Raw genomic sequence first — 17,380 nt, 5'->3', positions numbered from 1 at the left:
AAGATACTAAAAATTAAATTTAAGCATTTGTGGATTTAAAATACTCTACGTATACTATCTTCCAGATTTTTCAATATCTCTTAATTTTTTAGAACATGCTTGAATTTCTGTAATCGTATGTATTTTTTTTGGTCTATTACAAACTGGACATATGTCGTCAGAACTGATATTCTCTGGACGGCGTTCAGTTAGTAGAGGCATTACCATAATTCCTCTATTTGATATTTAATCTCTTGTATGAACATGAAATCATAGTCTATTTTTTCTTGATGGTTTTATTTTATCCCAACATTTTAGTGTCCTATGACAAATAATTTGTCCACTAAGCCTTACTCCGCATTTTTTGCATGTAAAATTGATCATGTTTACAATAATACTTCCTGCAAAAGAATTGAATTTTTTATAAGCAAAACTGCTTTCTAATGAATTCCTAGTTTAAATACGTAGATGGGTGTTAGTGGCTATGCTCGTTTCAATAGAATATGATGTAATGTATTCCTATGATAATCAAGTAACTGTAAATGATAATATTTTACGAGTTTTTCCTTCAACAGAATTTTGGCAAAAACCAATGGATGAAAAAGTGTCTATAAAACCAGATGGAAAAATTATTTACTATAAAGATAGATTTGGAAACAAAAATGCTCGAGTCAAAATAACTGAAACCCACCTTGAAACCTATTTCAAAGTCATATCTACAGTCGAGACAAATCCATACAAAGTATCAATTAATGAAGTATCTGATTTGCCATTACCCTTGGACAAATCACTTTTCTCTTCTGATATTCGTATGTATCTCAATCCTTCAACTCTGATTAATCCAGAATTAATTAGATTAAGAGCTCCTAACATTTTGGAACATGTAAAAACCATCCGTGAAGCACTGATTACTCTTACTGAATGGGTTACAACAAAAATAGAATATGCTCCCACATCTACATCAGTAGACACCAAAGCACGTGAATCTCTTGCTTCAGGTAAAGGTGTATGTCAAGACAAATCTCACATTTTAATTGGATTTTTACGTTCTTTAGGAATTCCAGCACGATACGTTAGCGGTGTTTTAGTTGACACACCTGGAGCAACTCATGCATGGGTGGAAGCATATTGGCCCGGCGTCGGGTGGGTGCCATCGGATCCTACTCATAATAGGGTCTTTGATTTGGAGTACTATTACGTAAAATACGGACATGGTAGAGATTACAATGATGTTGCACCAATTACAGGTTATTTTGAATCTGACAGTTCACATAGTTTAACACAGTTAAATGTGATTCCAACAATTATTCAAAAATAAAGTCATATTATATGACAGTTTTAATAGTGCAAAAAATAATAAAAGCATCTTGAGTCATATTAACAAAAAAAATTTGATTCTTCCAAGCAATCTTTACAAGGTATATTGGTTAGGAAGATATGTAGAACGAGTAGATAGTGTTTCTCGAGCATTGCTTAGTTCTCTATATTCTCTTAAACAATTAAAGAGTGAAGAACCATTAATGGCTCTTGCAGATAGTCTTGGAATTGAATTTACTAAACATGAAAAGTTTATTGAGGATATTCTACATGGAGATATTCCATCAAGCATACTTTATTCTGTACGACATATGAGAACTAATGCAATTGGTTTAGGAATTGAAAGACTGGTTAGAGAATCAAATATTTTGGTAATTGCAGTTGAAGAACGACCTCGATTAAATGAAATTGATGAGGTAATAAAACACGCAAATGACATTATTGCTGCAATTAATAATTTTGGACGAGTGATTAATGAAGAGATTGCCCCACCAAAAATTTCAGAAGAAAAAATGCGACAACAAACTCGTCATCAACAACAGTGATTATAATGCATGTAGATTCTCTACCATCAAAAGCACTAGATTTCTCAAAAACAAATAGTTTCAATGAAGCAGTAGATAGTAGTTTAATTATCAGAGAAGAATATAGACAATTTTTCAAAAACATTCAAAATCCCAAATTACTCCGATTACGAGAAAAGGCAATGTCTGCAGATTTAACTGCCTATTTAGAGGGATTCACATACAATGTCAACCCAAATGAATATAATGCAGTTCCAATGGATTTTGTACCGAGAATTATCGACAGAAAGAAATTTCAGATTATAGAAGATGGCATAAAACAGAGAGCAAATGCACTCAATTTGTTTTTAAAAGACGTCTACACTGAGCAAAAAACCATCATCCCAGATGATCTGATTTTTGGCTCTGAATATTTTAATCCCGAGTTAATTGGGCATTTGCCAAAAAATGATATCTTTATTCAAGTTTATGGTGCTGATCTTCTTTACAATGGAGTGACATTTTATGTCATTGAAGATAATCTTAGGGTTCCAAGTGGAGTAACATATCCTCTAAAGATTCGTGAAATGAGTGATCGTTATCTTAATGCTCTAAAAAAAGGATACAAGATTGAACCATTCAAACCATGGAAATCTTTGCTTGAGACAATGAAAGATTCATCATGGGTCAAAAACCCCTTTATGGTGTTGCTTACAGATGGTCCATCCGGCTCTGCATATTTTGAACATATGTATCTCTCAAAACTAATGAATATTCCTTTAGTAGAAGCTGGAGATCTTTATGTAACAAAGTCTGGACATATTGCTGTAAGAGTTCCAGGAGAAGGAGAAATACAAGTAGACGTAATTTATAGACGTGTAGAAGATATAGATGAGTTTGTTCCGGGATTAACAAAGGCATATCTTGATGGAAAGGTTGCATTGGTAAACTCTCCTGGAACTGGGGTTGCAGATGATAAACTAGTATATTCATACGTTCCAGAACTAATAAGACACTATCTGTCTGAAGACCCAATTTTAGAACAACCAAAATCATACAATCCTACAATTCCAGAAGAATTAGAAAATGCAATTTTAAATATTGAAAACCTTGTTGTAAAAGAAAGGGGCGGATATGGAGGTATGGGAACTGTAATACCTCGTGATCATCCAAAATCAAAACGAGGTCCATTGATTGAAAAAATCAAAAAAGAGATTACTGAAAAACCTGATGATTATCTTTTACAGGAAACCCTGGATTTTTCCACTACTGTAACTAGAGAGTCTTTTAGTCCATTAATTATGCGTGATTCTTATGTTGATCTTAGAGTTTTCTCATATTATACAAAAGAAGGTCCTATGGTTCCAGCTGGAGGATTATCAAGATATGCACGACATGGCAGAATTACAAACAACTCTTCAGGTGGAGGAGTAAAAGATACTTGGATTGTTAATTTATGATTTTCATCTAATTTCTACATCTTTACAGTTTATTCCTAAAATGGTGACTGAATTCTTCTAAACCAAAATATGATCTTACTGGATTCTTATTTTCTAACATATAAAGTTACGACAATTTCAGTTTGATCCTTATCAAGATCATCATCTAACGTGATTTTTTTATCGACAAGTTTGAATTCGTCTATCAAAGAACCATCTTCATTAAATGTTCTAACTAGTCTGCTTTTTGGAAAAACAGATACGTCACTCGCATCACGGTATACTTTGATCGATTCTCCGTTTTTTATTATGATTTTCAATTCATTTACCTATGATAAAATTAGATTATAAAAAGTACGATTTTATTGTTATGCGTAAAATTTCATAATTTTATCTAAAATACTCGAATCAAATGTCTATTATTGATTTTAATCAAATTTCCACATACATATAATTTCTCTCTCATGTCTAAATGCGTCCATTTCTAACCTCGAAATGATGGATGAATCTCCCTGGGTTTGAATAATCACATCTATTAATTTATGAATAATTTATTCTAAATTATGCATAGATTTCAAATCTTTTTTGAATTCTGATAAACTTTCTGGAATGTCTATTTTGATTGAATCTTTCAATGAGAGGTTATGAGATTTTTTCTCATTCCATACTTTGGAATTAAATTCTGAAATCTCTTTTGTGATGTTACTCTTATCTTCTTTATTTTCTGGGATGACTTGTTTTTCTTTGTGAATACTGTCTTTTGAATACAATTCTTTCCAAAGATGTTCTGTGATAAATGGAGCGATTGGTGCTAATAATTTCAAAATTGTTGACAATGTTTTATGAAGTGTAAAAATTGCACCATCTCTTTCTTCATCAGAAAATTCAATTCCATATGCACGTGCTTTAACCATTTCAATATAATGAGCAGCAAATACATTCCATGTAAATTCTCTAATTGCAATTGCTGGAATGAAAAAGTTGTATACATCATATCCTTTTTTGCATTCTTTGACTAATTTGTCTAATTCTGCTAAAATCCATTCATCAGATGCTGAAAGTTTTCCTGATTCAATTACTGGAAAACTCGACAAAAATCTTGACACATTCCATAATTTACTGAGGAATTTTTTTGTTGATTCAATTTTTTGCTCGTTACATCTGAAATCATATCCGTGATTGATTTCACTAGCACTCCAAAACCTAAAAGTGTCTGCACCTAATTTTTCAATTACAGGTAAAGGATCTATTGCATTACCTTTACTCTTACTCATTTTCATTCCTTTTTCATCAAGACCATATCCCATTATCCAAGCTTCAGACCATGGTTTTTCTCCAGTTAGTTGCTCACATCTAAGAAGTGTATAGTATAACCATGTTCTAACAATGTCTTTTGCTTGAGGTCTAATTGATGCAGGGTATACTTTGTTGAAAAATTCATCATCTCTGTTGAATTTACTAATGAAAAGTGGAGATACACTGGAATCCATCCATGTATCAAAAGTTCTTTCCTCTCCTACAAATTCAGTGGAATTGCATTTAGTGCAATTACTGATTGGACATTTTTCCTCCCAAGGTCTGTAGTATTTTCCAGGCTCTGGAACATGGGGTTCTGAGCAGTCTTTGCAGTACCATATGGGAATCTCAGTACCATAGTATCTTCTTCTGGATATTGGCCAGTCGATATTGATAGATTCAAGCCAATTCATAAGAATTTGCTTGTGCATTGATGGATGAAATGTAATTTCTTGACCTAGTTTTTTGATTTTCTCAACTGCATCTTTTTGTTTTAGATAATATTCCTCCATTGGAATGATTTCAATTGGAGTTTTACTTCTCTCTGATACTGGTGTTCTGTGAACAATATCTTCAACTTTATCTAATAATCCTCCCGTCTCTAAATCTTCTATGATTTTTGTTCTAGCTTGTTTTGGTTTTAGTCCTGCATATTCTCCTGCAACTTCAGTCATTCTTCCATCTAATCCAATTGCAACAATCTCTTCTAATTCCAATTCTCTAAATAATGCTACATCATTTTGATCACCATAACTACATACCATAACAGCACCTGACCCAAACTCTTGTTGAGCAGAATGATGTGTTCTTAATTCTACTTCTGCATTAGTGATTGGAACAATTATCTTATTCCCGATATATTCTGAATATCTTTCATCATCTGGATTTACAATGATTGTTCTACATGCACAAAGTAACTCTGGCCTTGTACTTGCAATGATGATCTCTTTGTCTGTATCTTTGATTCTGAATTTCATATACACTAGTTTTGTAGCCAAGTCTTCATACATGATTTCTGCATCAGCAATTGTTGTACCTGACACCCAATCGTAATTATTTGGTCTATTTGCTAGATAGACTTGTCCCTTTTTCCATAATTCGATAAATGTTGATTGTGTAAGTGCTCTATATTCTTTTGAATCTGTTCTGTAATAGTGTGCAAAATCTCCACTGATTCCCAGACTCTTCATAATTAGAATCATTTCTGCCTCCAAATCGTCTAGCGCTTCTCTGCACAGATTTAGAAATTCTCCCCTTTCTGTTTCCCTCATTCTGATTTTGTGTTTTTTCTCAGTGTATAGCTCTACTGGAAGTCCGTTTCTATCGATTCCTATTGGAAAATAGACGTTTTTCCCTGCCATTCTTGCAGTACGTGCAATCATGTCAATTTGTGAGTAATGGGCTGCTGCACCAATGTGCCATGGTCTGCCTGAAGGATATGGAGGAGGTGTATCTATTGTATAGTTATCTTCTTGAGGTGTAAAATCATAAATTTTTTCTTCTTCCCATTGACGAAGAATTTTCTTCTCTAATTCTGGATTCCATGCTTTTTCTGAGATTTTGGGTTCCATTTCTTAATTATCTTTCAATGTTTGAAATAATATGAGATCCTTTGTTATAACCCTCATAGATGTAAACACCTACTGCTTCAACATTTGATGGCATTTTTGGTACTAGTAATTTGATAATTTCACTTGAAAGATTTTCAACTGTAGCTTCTCCTTCTAGTAGATATGTGGTATTTTTAGGAACTTGTAAATCAAACATTCCTTTAGGCCCTTCAAATTGAATATGATAATGTGAATCATCTTCTTTTTGTAAATATTTTCTATTAATGAAAAATTTATGATCAAATACATTTACGACTTCTTTGATAATTTTTTTAGCCTCACCAAAATCTAAAAGAAGATTATCTTTCATTTGTCCCACCAATTCTACCATTACAGAAGATGTATGTCCATGTAAGATGGAGCATTTTTCGACTAATGGAAGTATATGCGCATAATCAAATGAGAATGAAGCATCTTCTAGAAATATGGAACCTGTTTGTGGTGTTTTATCATAAAATACAATATCCTGTAATTCTTTAATCTGTGCAACATATTTTGCATGCCCTATGGCCATTATCTTATTTTCAGGAAAGTCTTCTTTGATCTGCTTGTATTTTTCAATATCTTCATCTGTGTCAATTACTTCGATCAATCCTTTTTCTGTTTTGAAATCAACTCTCACATCAATTCCATTCTTTAGTGTGACTTTGTGATTGTATTCATAATCTTGTTCGAGGAATGTGAGCATCTGTGCTACTGTTAGCTCTGTTCTAGTTTTAAGTAAATTTCCCTTTTTATCGATATATCTAAAATCTGAATCTAAAATTATAGGACTTGTAGCCATGTGAAGTCATCTGACTATAGATATAATATAAATTCTGTAATGGACGAGCCTGAAATTCTTCAACATTTCTATGCTAAAGAATTTAAAATTTTGGCCAGATTGATATCATTTTTTGTAATTCCTCCTGCATCATGAGTTGTCAATTCTACTATGATTCTATTATACACATTAAACCACTCTGGATGATGATTCATTTTTTCTATCTCCATCGCTGCTCTGGTCATAAAGCCAAATGCTTGATTAAAACTATCAAATTCAAATTCTTTGTGTAGTTTTTCATTAATGAGATTCCATCCTGGAAGGTTTTTTAGCTCTTCCTTGATGTCTAGTTGTGATAAACACATTATGTTGTATTACATTTAATGTTAAATTAAAAGATTGATTCATTACCCTTTGTGGGATATGAGATGTAGATATGAACGAAATGAACAAAAAACTATTTGAACATATCAAAAACTCTATTTCTGAAACTGTCAAAGTAAATAAAATAGGAATTGCTTTTTCCGGAGGAGTTGACAGTACATTAATTTCAAAAATTTGTTCAGACATGGGATTTGATGTGACATTATTAACAATCGGTTTTTCTGAATCCCATGATATCTTGTTTGCAAAACATGTTAATGAATTTCTAAAATATCAACATCATGTTCTAGAAATTGATCCAGATACTTTTCCAAATGTTTCTTTGAAAATCAACCAAAAAATAAAAACTGATAATTTGTCTTGGAATGAGAATTGTATTGCATTTCATTACGTCTCAAAACTTGCAAACTCTTTAGATCTAGACACAGTAATAACTGCAAATGGGATTGATGAATTGTTTTGTGGATATAATGCATACAGAGAAGCATTCTCTGGAGGAGAGTCTCAAATCAATGAATTAATGCTTGCCAAATTAGATAACGAACTTAAAATGATGAAGGCAGTCAATCTAATTACATCTGAATTCGGTGTAAAAATTCTTCAGCCCCTTCTGTCACCAAAATTCATCGAGTATGCAAAAACGGTTCCAATGTCTGAAAAAATTCATGACTCTGAGGATCTATATCGCAAACACATTATTCGAAAATTAGCCAGCGAAATAGGTGTCCCTGAACTCTCTTGCACAAAACGGAAAAAAGCATTACAGTATGGCTCTAAAATTCACAAGGCTTTGCTAAAAACTAGATGAATTTCTGAACTGTTTTCTTTACTGATTTCTCTACATTACTAATAATTACAGGTGACGCACCAAGGTGTTTTTCTGGTGAGAAAATTGCATCGATTTCTTTCTCTGTTAGTTTTGAGGAGAATGCTTTATCATTTTTGATAGCATCCTTGTAAAATATTCCCTTATCATTTGCTTCAAATGCAACTCTTTGAACGTCTCTATATGCAACAAATCTTGGAATACCTTTTTTGATTAATGCTTCTAAAACAAACTCTGCAAAGATTTGTCCCTTTGTGATGTAAAGATTATCTACAATTCTTTTTTCATTTACCATCAAATTAGAAATAATTCTAGTCATAGTTTCTAGCATCTCATCAACTAGAATGGACACAGTTGGAATTACAAATCTTTCATTGGCTGAATTTGAAAGATCTCGTTCATGCCACAATGGAATATTTTCAAATGCAACTGCAACTTGACTCCTTACAAGTTTAGATAATGATGATACTCGTTCGCTCTTAATTGGATTTCTTTTTACTGGGACTGCACTACTTCCCATCTGACCTTTTTTGAATTGTTCTGCAACTTCACCAATTTCGGTTCTTTGCAAATTCCTAATCTCTATGGCAATTTTTTCTAAGGTTGCACCAATTAATGCCAATTCAAATACATATTCAGCGTATCTCTCTCTAGGTACAACTTGTGTTGTTACCTCTGCTGGAAATAGTTTTAATCGCTTTGCAGCTCTTTTTTGTACTTCAAGTGATCTTGCACCCATGAGTGAGCCTGTACCAACAACACCTAATGTCTTGCAAATCAAAATTCTTTTCTTAATCTCTTCAATTCGTTCTACATGTTTTGCCATTTCTGCAGCCCAATTTGCAAACTTTAATCCAAATGAAATGATACTTGCATGCTGACCATGTGTTCTGCCAACTGCTGGGATTTTTGCATGCTTTACTGCTTTGCTTGCAAGGATTGATGCTATCTTTGCAACTTTGGGCTCAATGATCTGTAATGCATCCCTCATTTGCATTGAATTACTGGTATCTACTAAATCATTACTTGTAAGACCATAATGAATCCAAGGTCTTGCATTTTTACTACATTTTTCACTAAGTGATTCTACCAATGCTGCAGTGTCATGATCACTTTTTGCTTCTAACTGCTTGATTCTTTTTGCAGTAATTTTTCCAGATGTTGCAGCTCTGTGGATTTCTTTTCCAATACTTTTTGATATCATTCCTATTTCACTTTGGGAGATGGCTGCAGCTCCTTCAATTTCTAATTGATAATCTACTTTCTTTTGTTCACTGAAAATATCCATCATTTCTTTTGTGCCGTAACGACCGTTATCAATAGGTAGAATTGCCAATATTTTTGGTCTTTATACATCGAAAATAAATCTACTCATCAAATCTGAACTTAATCTACTCGGTCTCTTAGTTCATGACAATCACAAAGACAGCCTTTTTGACATTTCATACGTTTACAATCTGAGCAAACTTTCTTTCTCCAATAGGGTGCAGTATTCATTTCAATACCTTTGTGTTACCTTGAAAGTTTTTCTTTTCACTTGAAGAAGAATTTTAATCAGATACAATGTCCAAATCACCATTAAAATATAATATAAAATACTTACATCAGGAGCATCTGGAATTTCTTTTGGTTCTTCTTCTACAGGCATATCAAATGGTGGCATATAGACAATTCCAAGAAATACGGGGATTGCTACTAGAACAAGAATTGGTAATACCATGATTTCTAATTATATGGACTATAATTTGTATAAATTTTTGCCACAGAGTGAAAATACATGTCTCTCATATCTTCTTCTACAGATACTGCTAACAGGTTAACAATATCCGTTGCAGTGATTATTCCTACTACTTTTCCATTATCGATGACTGGTAATTTTCTTATTTTTCTTTCATGCATCAAATCTGCTGCATCTCTTACTGGTTCATCTGAGTTGATTGAGAATAGTGGAGATGACATGATTTGTTTTACAGGTTCCGTAATTTGATATGCATGGGCTGCCACTTTTATTGAAAAGTCTCTATCTGTGACAATTCCTACTGGTATGTTGTTTTCCATCACAATTACTGCGCCGACTTTTCCGTCTTCCATCATCTTTGCAGTTTCATTTATCGTTAATGTTGCATCAACAGAAATCACCGATTTTGTCATCACATCACCAATAGTGATTGTTTTTGCATCTGTCATTTTACTGATTTATTATGACTGATTCTATATTTTATAGTCTTCTAGAATATCAAAACTGAAAATCATCAAAGATAACATCAATCGGCTTTAAATTAAACAACTGGTAGGATATATTATGGCGCTTCAAATTAAAAAAATACTCGTACCTTTAGATGGTTCTTCTAACTCCTTTAGGGGATTAGATGTTGCAATTCAAATGGCAAGAGAATCAAATGCTGCCATCACTGGTCTTTATGTGGCAGGAATTGTAAAACCTAAAACAAATGATCCTATTACTCCCTTAGAGAAAATTTTGTTGGGGCATGCACAAAAAATTATGAAAAAAGCAAAGACAAAAGCTGCACAAAAAGGAATTTTGTTCTTTGATAGAGTTTCCTATGGAGATGATGGAAAGAGAATTGTTGAAATTGCAGATAAACAAAACTTTGATCTGATCGTAATTGGTTCTAGAGGTATGGGTGCAGCAAAAGAATTTTTCTTAGGAAGTACATCGAACTATGTACTTCATAAATCCAAAAAACCTGTGCTTATTGCGAAATAATCTGATTAAATTAGAAATGAAATTTTGTCTGTCCAAAAGACAGAAAATTTGAATACTCCAATTTTGAGAGCAATTTTTCATATTTAGTCTCAACTATCAGTAATTAAACAATATTACATACTGGCATTGATGTAAGATAATTTTGAGATTGGTATTATGAGAACTCAACAATGTCAAAGATGCAAGGCTCCTCTTTCAGATGATCTTAGCTATTGTTCTCAATGCAATTGGAAGAAAAGTAGACATGTGATTCCTGAGATTATAGAAGAAACAACAGATGTCAAAGAAACAACAGATGTTAAAAATACTAGTGTTAAAGACAAACCAAAAAAAAGCAAATCAAAAACGTTGAAATTTAAAAAAGAAAAATCTTACCAAACTAAAACAAAAATAGTTTGCCTTTTCCCTTTGTTCTTTGGAATTTTCTTGATTGCCTTTGCAATAATTTTTGTTTCTTCCGTATCTTATTTACTAATGACCGGTGTCATGAGCAGTCTAGGTGGAATTGGAAGTGCTGGAATTCCAATGCTTGTAGATCTTGGACCTATAGATACAACAACAATGTCATACATTGACACAATTATTGGAATGAATTCATTTGGATTTGAATACACCGGAAGTGAAATTCAAGAATTGACAAATAGCTCAGATAATGTATTGACGACGGTGATGATGATGTTTTCTCTGCAACATTATTGATTGCACTAGTTGAAATTGGAATAGGCATATTCATTATTTTTATGAGTAGAAAAATGTACAAACGAACTCTAATGCGTTAGAATCTGATTATGAATAAATAAATTAAAAATTCATCTGCTAAAATATTGCATTTAACTTCTAGTTTGTTTCTTAACTGCTGCAATTTTTTTAGATGATCTGGCTTCTTTTGTTTTTGCTGATGATTTACTTACTTTACCTTCAGTTTTCATGCTTTTTCCACTTCTTCTAGCAGCGCGAGAAGCTTTTGCTCTTATTTTCTGTTCTTCTTTTTGTTTTTCAATTTCTTCTTCTGTTAATTGTTTTCTTACCACAAATAATGAAACAGTCTAATCATAGATAAATTAGATCATCAATTTCATATTTGGTAACTATCTTTTTTATGAAAACTTTTTGTTTTATTTCATGATTCTTCTGATGATTTAAATTGGATTGAAAGGAATTTTTACCGATACTCATGTCTTCGGCTGAACCAAGAAAAATTGGAGAAAATCAGTATCAAATTGATGCTGATTCAAACCTTGGAATGAAAGTTCCTGTGAGGATTTATGCTGATGAAGCATTGATGCAAAAAATGTTGTCTGATAGAACAATCATGCAGGCACGAAATGTGGCTTCTATTCCTGGTATAGTTGGTCATAGTGTTGTTTTACCTGATGGACACGAAGGTTATGGTTTTCCTGTTGGTGGAGTGGCAGCTATGGATGCAGAAGAAGGAATGATTAGTCCTGGCGGTGTAGGATATGATATTAACTGTGGAGTTAGATTACTTCGTTCAAATTTAACAGAAGATCTAGTCCGTTCAAAACTAAAAGAACTCGTCACTGATCTTTTTAGCTCTATTCCATCTGGTGTTGGATCTAAAGGTGCCGTAAAATTAACTCATTCAGAACTAGATGAAGTTTTAGTAAAAGGAGTCAATTGGGCAATTGATCATGGTTATGGCTCATCTCATGATGCTGATGTTTGTGAAGAAAATGGACAGATTCAAAACGCTGATCCAAACAAAGTTTCTGATAAAGCAAGAAAAAGAGGGGCTCCACAACTTGGCAGTTTAGGTTCTGGAAATCATTTTCTTGAAGTACAAAAAGTTACAGAGATACATGACGAGGAAGCAGCAAAGAGAATGGGGATTGAAGTAGGAACCATTACAACTTTAATTCATTGTGGTTCTAGAGGATTTGGTCATCAAGTATGTAGTGATTATCTTAGAGTATCTGAACAAGCAATGGAAAAATACAATATTGCTTTACCAGATCGAGAACTTGCATGTGTTCCAAATAATTCTGAAGAAGGAGAATCTTATAGAAAAGCAATGTTTTCAGCATTAAATTTTGCATGGAGTAATAGACAAATGCTGACTCACTGGACTAGAAATTCATTTCAACGTGTGTTTAATCAATCTGAATCTGATCTTGATATGAAATTAGTTTATGATGTTGCACATAATATTGCCAAAGTAGAAAAACACAAAGTTGATGGAAAAGATCGTAATCTAGTTGTTCACAGAAAGGGAGCAACACGAGCATTTCCTGCAAATCGTAATGAAATCCCATCAAAATATCGAGATTTAGGCCAGCCTGTATTGGTTCCAGGTTCTATGGGAACAGCAAGCTGGATTCTACTTGGACAGCCAAATTCCATGAATTTGAGTTTTGGTTCTACTGCTCACGGTGCAGGCAGAACCATGTCCAGATCTAAAGCTAGAAAGAATTATTCTGAGAATGATGTAAAAAAATCCCTCAATGAGAAGGGCATATTTATCAAAGCATTAACCCGAGATGGAGTTGTGGAAGAAACTCCTCAAGCTTACAAAGATGTTGATGCTGTAGTCAATGTATCTCATAATCTGGGTATTGCCACAAAAGTTGCAAAATTAGTGCCTATTGGTGTGATAAAAGGTTGAGCGAAGAAGATTCTGAACTTGAAAGATTAAAGGCAAAACGACTTGCTGAAATGCAGAAAAACATTTCTACAAAAAAAGAAGTTTCATCTAATTCAGAACCACAGAAAAAAACAGTCTCTGAAAGTCCTCGAGATTCTTTAATCAAAATACTTGGGTTTAGAGGTTTAGAAGTTTTAGAAAATGCCGAATCTCAATTTCCAAATGAAACTAAAATGATTGTAGAAAAATTATCTGAATTGATAAAAACTGGTGAAATTAATGAAAGTATTGATGGAGGAAAACTACTGACATTGTTTAGATCAGTTGGACTGAATGTAAGGATGGCAACAAAAATCAATATCGAACAGGATGGAAAGTTTGTATCTTTAAGTGATAAACTTAGTAATCAACCATCTAATGATGGTGATGAGTAATGGATCTTGTTTTAGAAATACGAACAAAAAATTATGACGATGATTTGTTTTTAATTAAAAAAGCAATGTCTCATATGGAAACTCTTGTAGGTGATTACAACGGATATGCTCTAAGCGAACCTTCATCAAAGTTTGGGTGGACATTTTTTAAAATGGCTTTTAAACCAAATTTACGAAATGGTATAGAAGAAAAATTTTCTGACATGATAATAAAATATCAAGCAAATGATCAAGCAGAAAAATTTGCAAAATTTATTGCAGATTATTTTATTTCTAAAGGCTGTGAAGTTAAAATAAAAATATCTGACTAGACTCTTCTTCCTCTTTTTCCACCTTTCTTTCTGGTGGTATCATGAGGAATAGGTGTTACATCATCAATTCTTCCAATTTTGAATCCGCCTCTTGCTAATGCTCTAATTGCAGCTTGTGCACCTGGACCAGGTACTCTGGAACCGACTCCACCAACAGCACGAACTCTGATATGGAATCCTGTAAATCCTTTAGTTTTTGCAGATTCGATTACTGCATTTGCAGCTTTCATTGCAGCAAATGGTGATGATTCGTATCTATCTGCATTAACATGAATTCCACCAGAACTGATGGAAACTGTTTCACCACCTGTAAGGTCGGTCATGTGAATAATTGTATTATTATAACTACTGTATATATGGGCAATTCCCCATTTTTCAGGTTCTTCTTCTTTCTTTGCTTCTGGTCGAGGCTTTGATTCTTCAATAGTTTGTGATTCTTCCTCAACTACTGCTTCAGTTTCCTCAACTTCTACCTCAGCTTCGATTTCTGACAATGAATATTCACGCCTTAAAGGGTTTAAAATACATTGATTTTCAAAACTTGCCTTATTTTGAGCCACTTGGCTGTAAAATAATGACTTCATATACAACACCTCCTCTTTTTGCATTAAATGGCTTCAATTCTATTCTTGGCAATTGGTATTGTAATTGTAACTGCTCTAGTGGGCTCAGTAGCAATTGAATTTTTGACACCGATCGCCGATTCTGGCCTTTCTCCTTTAGAAAAAGACTGCCAACAAATTGCCAATGAAGGATATAGAATTCATTCAATGTATCCTGATTCAAATCCTGATGAACTCCCTGTTGATAATTTTAAACGCTTGATGTATCTAGACGAATTATGGATTACGCAATGTGTTGACAAATTATCTGCAGAATCAATTTTTAGTATTGTAAATAATGTCGAAAGAGATTTTTCTTCTGGTGAATAATTTTCAAAAATGCTTCCAACCTGCATCTTTTAGGCGAGTCAATTTATTGTTTTTTTCAATATAAACTTCTTTTCCTGAAGTAACATGACCAATTTCTATAATTTTTGTTTTTAAGATTGTGGCATTTCTTTCAATAATTTTTTTATATTTAGGGGATGCAGTGAATACAAATTCGTATTCCTCTCCTCCGTTGAACACCATGTTATACAAATTCGATTTGTAAGATTTTGCATGATCTTCCAAATCTTTCGAGAATGGAATTTTATTTATGATGAATTTATTTTTGCTTTGATTTGACATTTCATTTAATGTTGTAGATAATCCATCACTTGAATCCATTGATGATGAAAAATATTTTTTATTTTTTATTCCAAAACTGAGTTTTGGATTTGGCTTTATTACTGATTCAATAGCTTTTTTGATAAAAACTCTTTTTCCTTTTTTCTTACCAAGCAACATGGCTAACCCTGCAGATGTATATCCAAACGGTCCTGTTACAAATATCAGATCTCCTTTCTTTGAACCCTTTCTAGTGACAATTTTATCTGTTGTTCCAAAAAGACATACGTTTAACACAATTTCTTTTCCTCCATTTGTGTCTCCACCAATAATAGAAATATCAAATTCTCTACATGCTTTTTTAAAACCTGAAACAATTGCATTAATTTTTGAGTGTGAAATTGTCTTTGGCAGATTAATTGAAATCATTCCATATCTGGGTTTGACTCCCTTTGCAGCAAAATCACTTACACATGCTACAACACTTTTTCTTGAAGCATCTGACAATTTCATTTTAGATGGGATGTCTGTGCTTTCTACTAGAGTATCTGTTTTTGCAACAATTTTGTTTTTGCCTAGATGAAAAATCTCTACATCCTCTGATTCACTGTCTTTCTTACCAAATCCTTTCTGAAAAATTTTGATTATTTCAGATTCATCTAATTTTTTCATAACTTTGATTCACTAATTCAATTGCATCCTTGACGATTTTTCTACATTTTTCTACATTATTTGATTCTGCTGAAACTCTAATGATGTCTTCTGTATTTGATTTTCTGATTAACACCCAACTATCTTCATCAATAATTCCTTTGATTCCATCTAATGAAATTATTTCCGAATATTCTTTAGAAAATTTTGATTTTATTTCATTAATTACCTTGTCATGAAAATCTGAATTAATTTTTGTTTTGTCTCTTATTTGGTGATAACTTTCCATGTAATTCAAAACTTCATTAAATTCTGTAGTTCCTAACATCGATGCAATCAAACCACTAGTTAGAATTCCTTCTCTACAATAATTGAATTCTGGTAAAATAAAACCTCCACTACTTCCTTCCCCTCCAGCTTGTGCATTATTTTTCAACATCAGATCTATTACATTTGCCTCCCCCACTTTTGATCTTTGAACGGTTCCTCCTTTTTCTTTGATAAATTTTTCAACTGATACACTTGTATCAATACTTAGAACAAACTTTTTGTAACCTAACTCTAATGATTTTGCCACCCCTAAACCAAGTGTAACATCTGGTGTTTGTTTTTCACCATTTCTTACAACAACTAATCGATCTCCATCCAAATCAAACGCAAATCCAATATCTTTTTTGTTACTTGAGGAAATCAAGTCTGATAAATTATCTGATGTTGGATCAGGACCTCTGGTACATCCAGAAAGGTCTTCGTTAAGTATTTCAACACTACAACCTATTTCTTTTAGCAATTCTGGAGCGAATCCCTTGGCTGCTCCACCTCCAATATCAACAACTATTTCTGGATTATTTTCTATATTTCCTATGATTTTTTTTGCATCTTCGATATAGGATGTTGATATTTCAGTCTCGATTCCTATCTTTGTTTTTACAATATCTTGATGCTCAATTATTTTAGGAAGTTCTTGTTCATTAATTCCCCTTCCATCAATGATGAATTTCATGCCATTCCATTCCAATGGATTGTGTGATGAAGAGATCACTATCCCTGCACCATAATTTCTTGATTCTCGAAAAATTACTGGTGTTGGCGCTGTCTGTAAATCAAAAATATCTATTCCATTTTTTAATAACACTGCACTTGCAGTTTCTTTTATCATTTGACCTGATGGCCTTGTATCTTTTCCAATAACGCATTTCTTAGATTCAATTAATGATGAAAAATTGTTGCAAAATTCTAGTACATCTTTTAGGTTAAGATCCTCTCCAAAAATTCCTCTAATTCCAGAAATTGTTTTTTTCATAGTTTATTTCGGAAAGGCTTTTT

Annotated in this window: 22 protein-coding genes; 10 read left to right on the top strand and 12 right to left on the bottom strand. The window is 32.9% G+C overall.

The window, feature by feature from the left end:
- Window positions 1-54: 54 nt before the first annotated feature.
- Window positions 55-201, bottom strand: coding sequence for a hypothetical protein (locus OEW78_RS02510; RefSeq protein WP_300323567.1), 147 nt, complete (start codon window positions 199-201; stop codon window positions 55-57).
- Between the two features lie 262 nt (window positions 202-463).
- Here OEW78_RS02510 and OEW78_RS02505 point away from each other — a divergent pair, with 262 nt between their 5' ends.
- Genes OEW78_RS02505 through OEW78_RS02495 form a run of 3 tightly spaced genes read left to right on the top strand, consistent with a single transcriptional unit; the run spans window position 464 to window position 3,259 of the window.
- A complete protein-coding gene (locus OEW78_RS02505) occupies window positions 464-1,297 on the top strand; it encodes a transglutaminase family protein (RefSeq protein WP_300323564.1) in 834 nt (277 codons plus the stop codon).
- 49 nt (window positions 1,298-1,346) lie between these two features.
- Window positions 1,347-1,841: an alpha-E domain-containing protein gene (locus OEW78_RS02500; RefSeq protein WP_300323562.1), complete on the top strand. Its 495-nt coding sequence runs from the start codon at window positions 1,347-1,349 to the stop codon at window positions 1,839-1,841.
- A gap of 5 nt (window positions 1,842-1,846) precedes the next feature.
- Complete coding sequence (locus OEW78_RS02495) at window positions 1,847-3,259, top strand: circularly permuted type 2 ATP-grasp protein (RefSeq protein WP_300323560.1); 1,413 nt, start codon at window positions 1,847-1,849, stop codon at window positions 3,257-3,259.
- An 86-nt stretch (window positions 3,260-3,345) separates the two neighbouring features.
- On the opposite strand, the gene OEW78_RS02490 is transcribed toward OEW78_RS02495, so the two are convergent.
- From OEW78_RS02490 to OEW78_RS02475, 4 genes are all read right to left on the bottom strand, one after another.
- Window positions 3,346-3,558: a hypothetical protein gene (locus OEW78_RS02490; RefSeq protein ID WP_300323558.1), complete on the bottom strand. Its 213-nt coding sequence runs from the start codon at window positions 3,556-3,558 to the stop codon at window positions 3,346-3,348.
- A 231-nt stretch (window positions 3,559-3,789) separates the two neighbouring features.
- Entirely contained in the window at window positions 3,790-6,105 is a 2,316-nt protein-coding gene (locus tag OEW78_RS02485) for a valine--tRNA ligase (protein ID WP_300323556.1), read from the bottom strand.
- 7 nt (window positions 6,106-6,112) lie between these two features.
- Window positions 6,113-6,928, bottom strand: coding sequence for a 6-carboxytetrahydropterin synthase (locus OEW78_RS02480; RefSeq protein WP_300323553.1), 816 nt, complete (start codon window positions 6,926-6,928; stop codon window positions 6,113-6,115).
- A gap of 68 nt (window positions 6,929-6,996) precedes the next feature.
- Window positions 6,997-7,275 (bottom strand): 4a-hydroxytetrahydrobiopterin dehydratase, encoded by a 279-nt coding sequence (locus OEW78_RS02475; RefSeq protein WP_300323576.1) that lies wholly within the window; start codon window positions 7,273-7,275, stop codon window positions 6,997-6,999.
- Window positions 7,276-7,343: 68 nt separating this feature from the next.
- On the opposite strand from OEW78_RS02475, the gene OEW78_RS02470 reads away from it, so the two are divergent.
- Window positions 7,344-8,099 carry an asparagine synthase C-terminal domain-containing protein gene (locus OEW78_RS02470; protein WP_366523014.1) on the top strand — a complete coding sequence of 252 codons (756 nt, stop codon included), beginning with the start codon at window positions 7,344-7,346 and terminating at the stop codon, window positions 8,097-8,099.
- Here the strand turns inward: OEW78_RS02470 and purB are convergent.
- The 3 genes from purB to OEW78_RS02455 form a co-directional block, all read right to left on the bottom strand.
- On the bottom strand, window positions 8,092-9,453 hold the full coding sequence (gene purB, locus OEW78_RS02465; protein WP_300323547.1) for an adenylosuccinate lyase: 1,362 nt from the start codon (window positions 9,451-9,453) through the stop codon (window positions 8,092-8,094). The genes OEW78_RS02470 and purB overlap by 8 nt on opposite strands.
- Before the next feature lie 162 nt (window positions 9,454-9,615).
- On the bottom strand, window positions 9,616-9,837 hold the full coding sequence (locus OEW78_RS02460; RefSeq protein WP_300323544.1) for a hypothetical protein: 222 nt from the start codon (window positions 9,835-9,837) through the stop codon (window positions 9,616-9,618).
- 5 nt (window positions 9,838-9,842) lie between these two features.
- Window positions 9,843-10,304, bottom strand: coding sequence for a CBS domain-containing protein (locus OEW78_RS02455; protein ID WP_300323541.1), 462 nt, complete (start codon window positions 10,302-10,304; stop codon window positions 9,843-9,845).
- 115 nt (window positions 10,305-10,419) lie between these two features.
- Here OEW78_RS02455 and OEW78_RS02450 point away from each other — a divergent pair, with 115 nt between their 5' ends.
- The gene (locus OEW78_RS02450; RefSeq protein ID WP_300323538.1) at window positions 10,420-10,845 is read left to right on the top strand and encodes a universal stress protein; all 426 of its coding nucleotides are present in this window, start codon (window positions 10,420-10,422) and stop codon (window positions 10,843-10,845) included.
- A gap of 156 nt (window positions 10,846-11,001) precedes the next feature.
- Window positions 11,002-11,544 (top strand): hypothetical protein, encoded by a 543-nt coding sequence (locus OEW78_RS02445; protein ID WP_300323536.1) that lies wholly within the window; start codon window positions 11,002-11,004, stop codon window positions 11,542-11,544.
- Window positions 11,545-11,675: 131 nt separating this feature from the next.
- Here the strand turns inward: OEW78_RS02445 and OEW78_RS02440 are convergent, their stop codons facing one another.
- Window positions 11,676-11,876, bottom strand: a complete 201-nt coding sequence (locus OEW78_RS02440; RefSeq protein WP_300323533.1) for a hypothetical protein — start codon at window positions 11,874-11,876, stop codon at window positions 11,676-11,678.
- 143 nt (window positions 11,877-12,019) lie between these two features.
- Here OEW78_RS02440 and OEW78_RS02435 point away from each other — a divergent pair, with 143 nt between their 5' ends.
- The 3 genes from OEW78_RS02435 to OEW78_RS02425 are packed head-to-tail and all read left to right on the top strand — an operon-like array spanning window position 12,020 to window position 14,192.
- Window positions 12,020-13,468, top strand: a complete 1,449-nt coding sequence (locus OEW78_RS02435; RefSeq protein WP_300323530.1) for an RtcB family protein — start codon at window positions 12,020-12,022, stop codon at window positions 13,466-13,468.
- Window positions 13,465-13,881 carry a DNA-binding protein gene (locus OEW78_RS02430; RefSeq protein ID WP_300323527.1) on the top strand — a complete coding sequence of 139 codons (417 nt, stop codon included), beginning with the start codon at window positions 13,465-13,467 and terminating at the stop codon, window positions 13,879-13,881. Before OEW78_RS02435 ends, OEW78_RS02430 begins: the two co-directional genes overlap by 4 nt.
- On the top strand, window positions 13,881-14,192 hold the full coding sequence (locus OEW78_RS02425; protein WP_300323524.1) for a hypothetical protein: 312 nt from the start codon (window positions 13,881-13,883) through the stop codon (window positions 14,190-14,192). Before OEW78_RS02430 ends, OEW78_RS02425 begins: the two co-directional genes overlap by 1 nt.
- On the opposite strand, the gene OEW78_RS02420 is transcribed toward OEW78_RS02425, so the two are convergent.
- Window positions 14,189-14,686, bottom strand: a complete 498-nt coding sequence (locus tag OEW78_RS02420) for a 30S ribosomal protein S11 (RefSeq protein ID WP_366523019.1) — start codon at window positions 14,684-14,686, stop codon at window positions 14,189-14,191. The genes OEW78_RS02425 and OEW78_RS02420 overlap by 4 nt on opposite strands.
- A gap of 117 nt (window positions 14,687-14,803) precedes the next feature.
- On the opposite strand from OEW78_RS02420, the gene OEW78_RS02415 reads away from it, so the two are divergent.
- On the top strand, window positions 14,804-15,124 hold the full coding sequence (locus tag OEW78_RS02415; RefSeq protein ID WP_300323518.1) for a hypothetical protein: 321 nt from the start codon (window positions 14,804-14,806) through the stop codon (window positions 15,122-15,124).
- Window positions 15,125-15,127: 3 nt separating this feature from the next.
- Here the strand turns inward: OEW78_RS02415 and thiL are convergent, their stop codons facing one another.
- Window positions 15,128-16,075 (bottom strand): thiamine-phosphate kinase, encoded by a 948-nt coding sequence (gene thiL / locus OEW78_RS02410; protein ID WP_300323515.1) that lies wholly within the window; start codon window positions 16,073-16,075, stop codon window positions 15,128-15,130.
- A complete protein-coding gene (locus tag OEW78_RS02405) occupies window positions 16,059-17,357 on the bottom strand; it encodes a phosphomannomutase (protein WP_300323512.1) in 1,299 nt (432 codons plus the stop codon). The genes thiL and OEW78_RS02405 overlap by 17 nt, the downstream gene beginning before the upstream one ends.
- Between the last annotated feature and the right edge of the window lie 23 nt (window positions 17,358-17,380).

It is taken from the genome of Candidatus Nitrosopumilus sp. (genome assembly GCF_029882185.1).
Classification (GTDB): domain Archaea; phylum Thermoproteota; class Nitrososphaeria; order Nitrososphaerales; family Nitrosopumilaceae; genus Nitrosopumilus.
The sequence above is the reverse complement of the archived record's forward strand: the minus strand, read 5'-3'. Positions and strand labels throughout refer to the sequence as shown.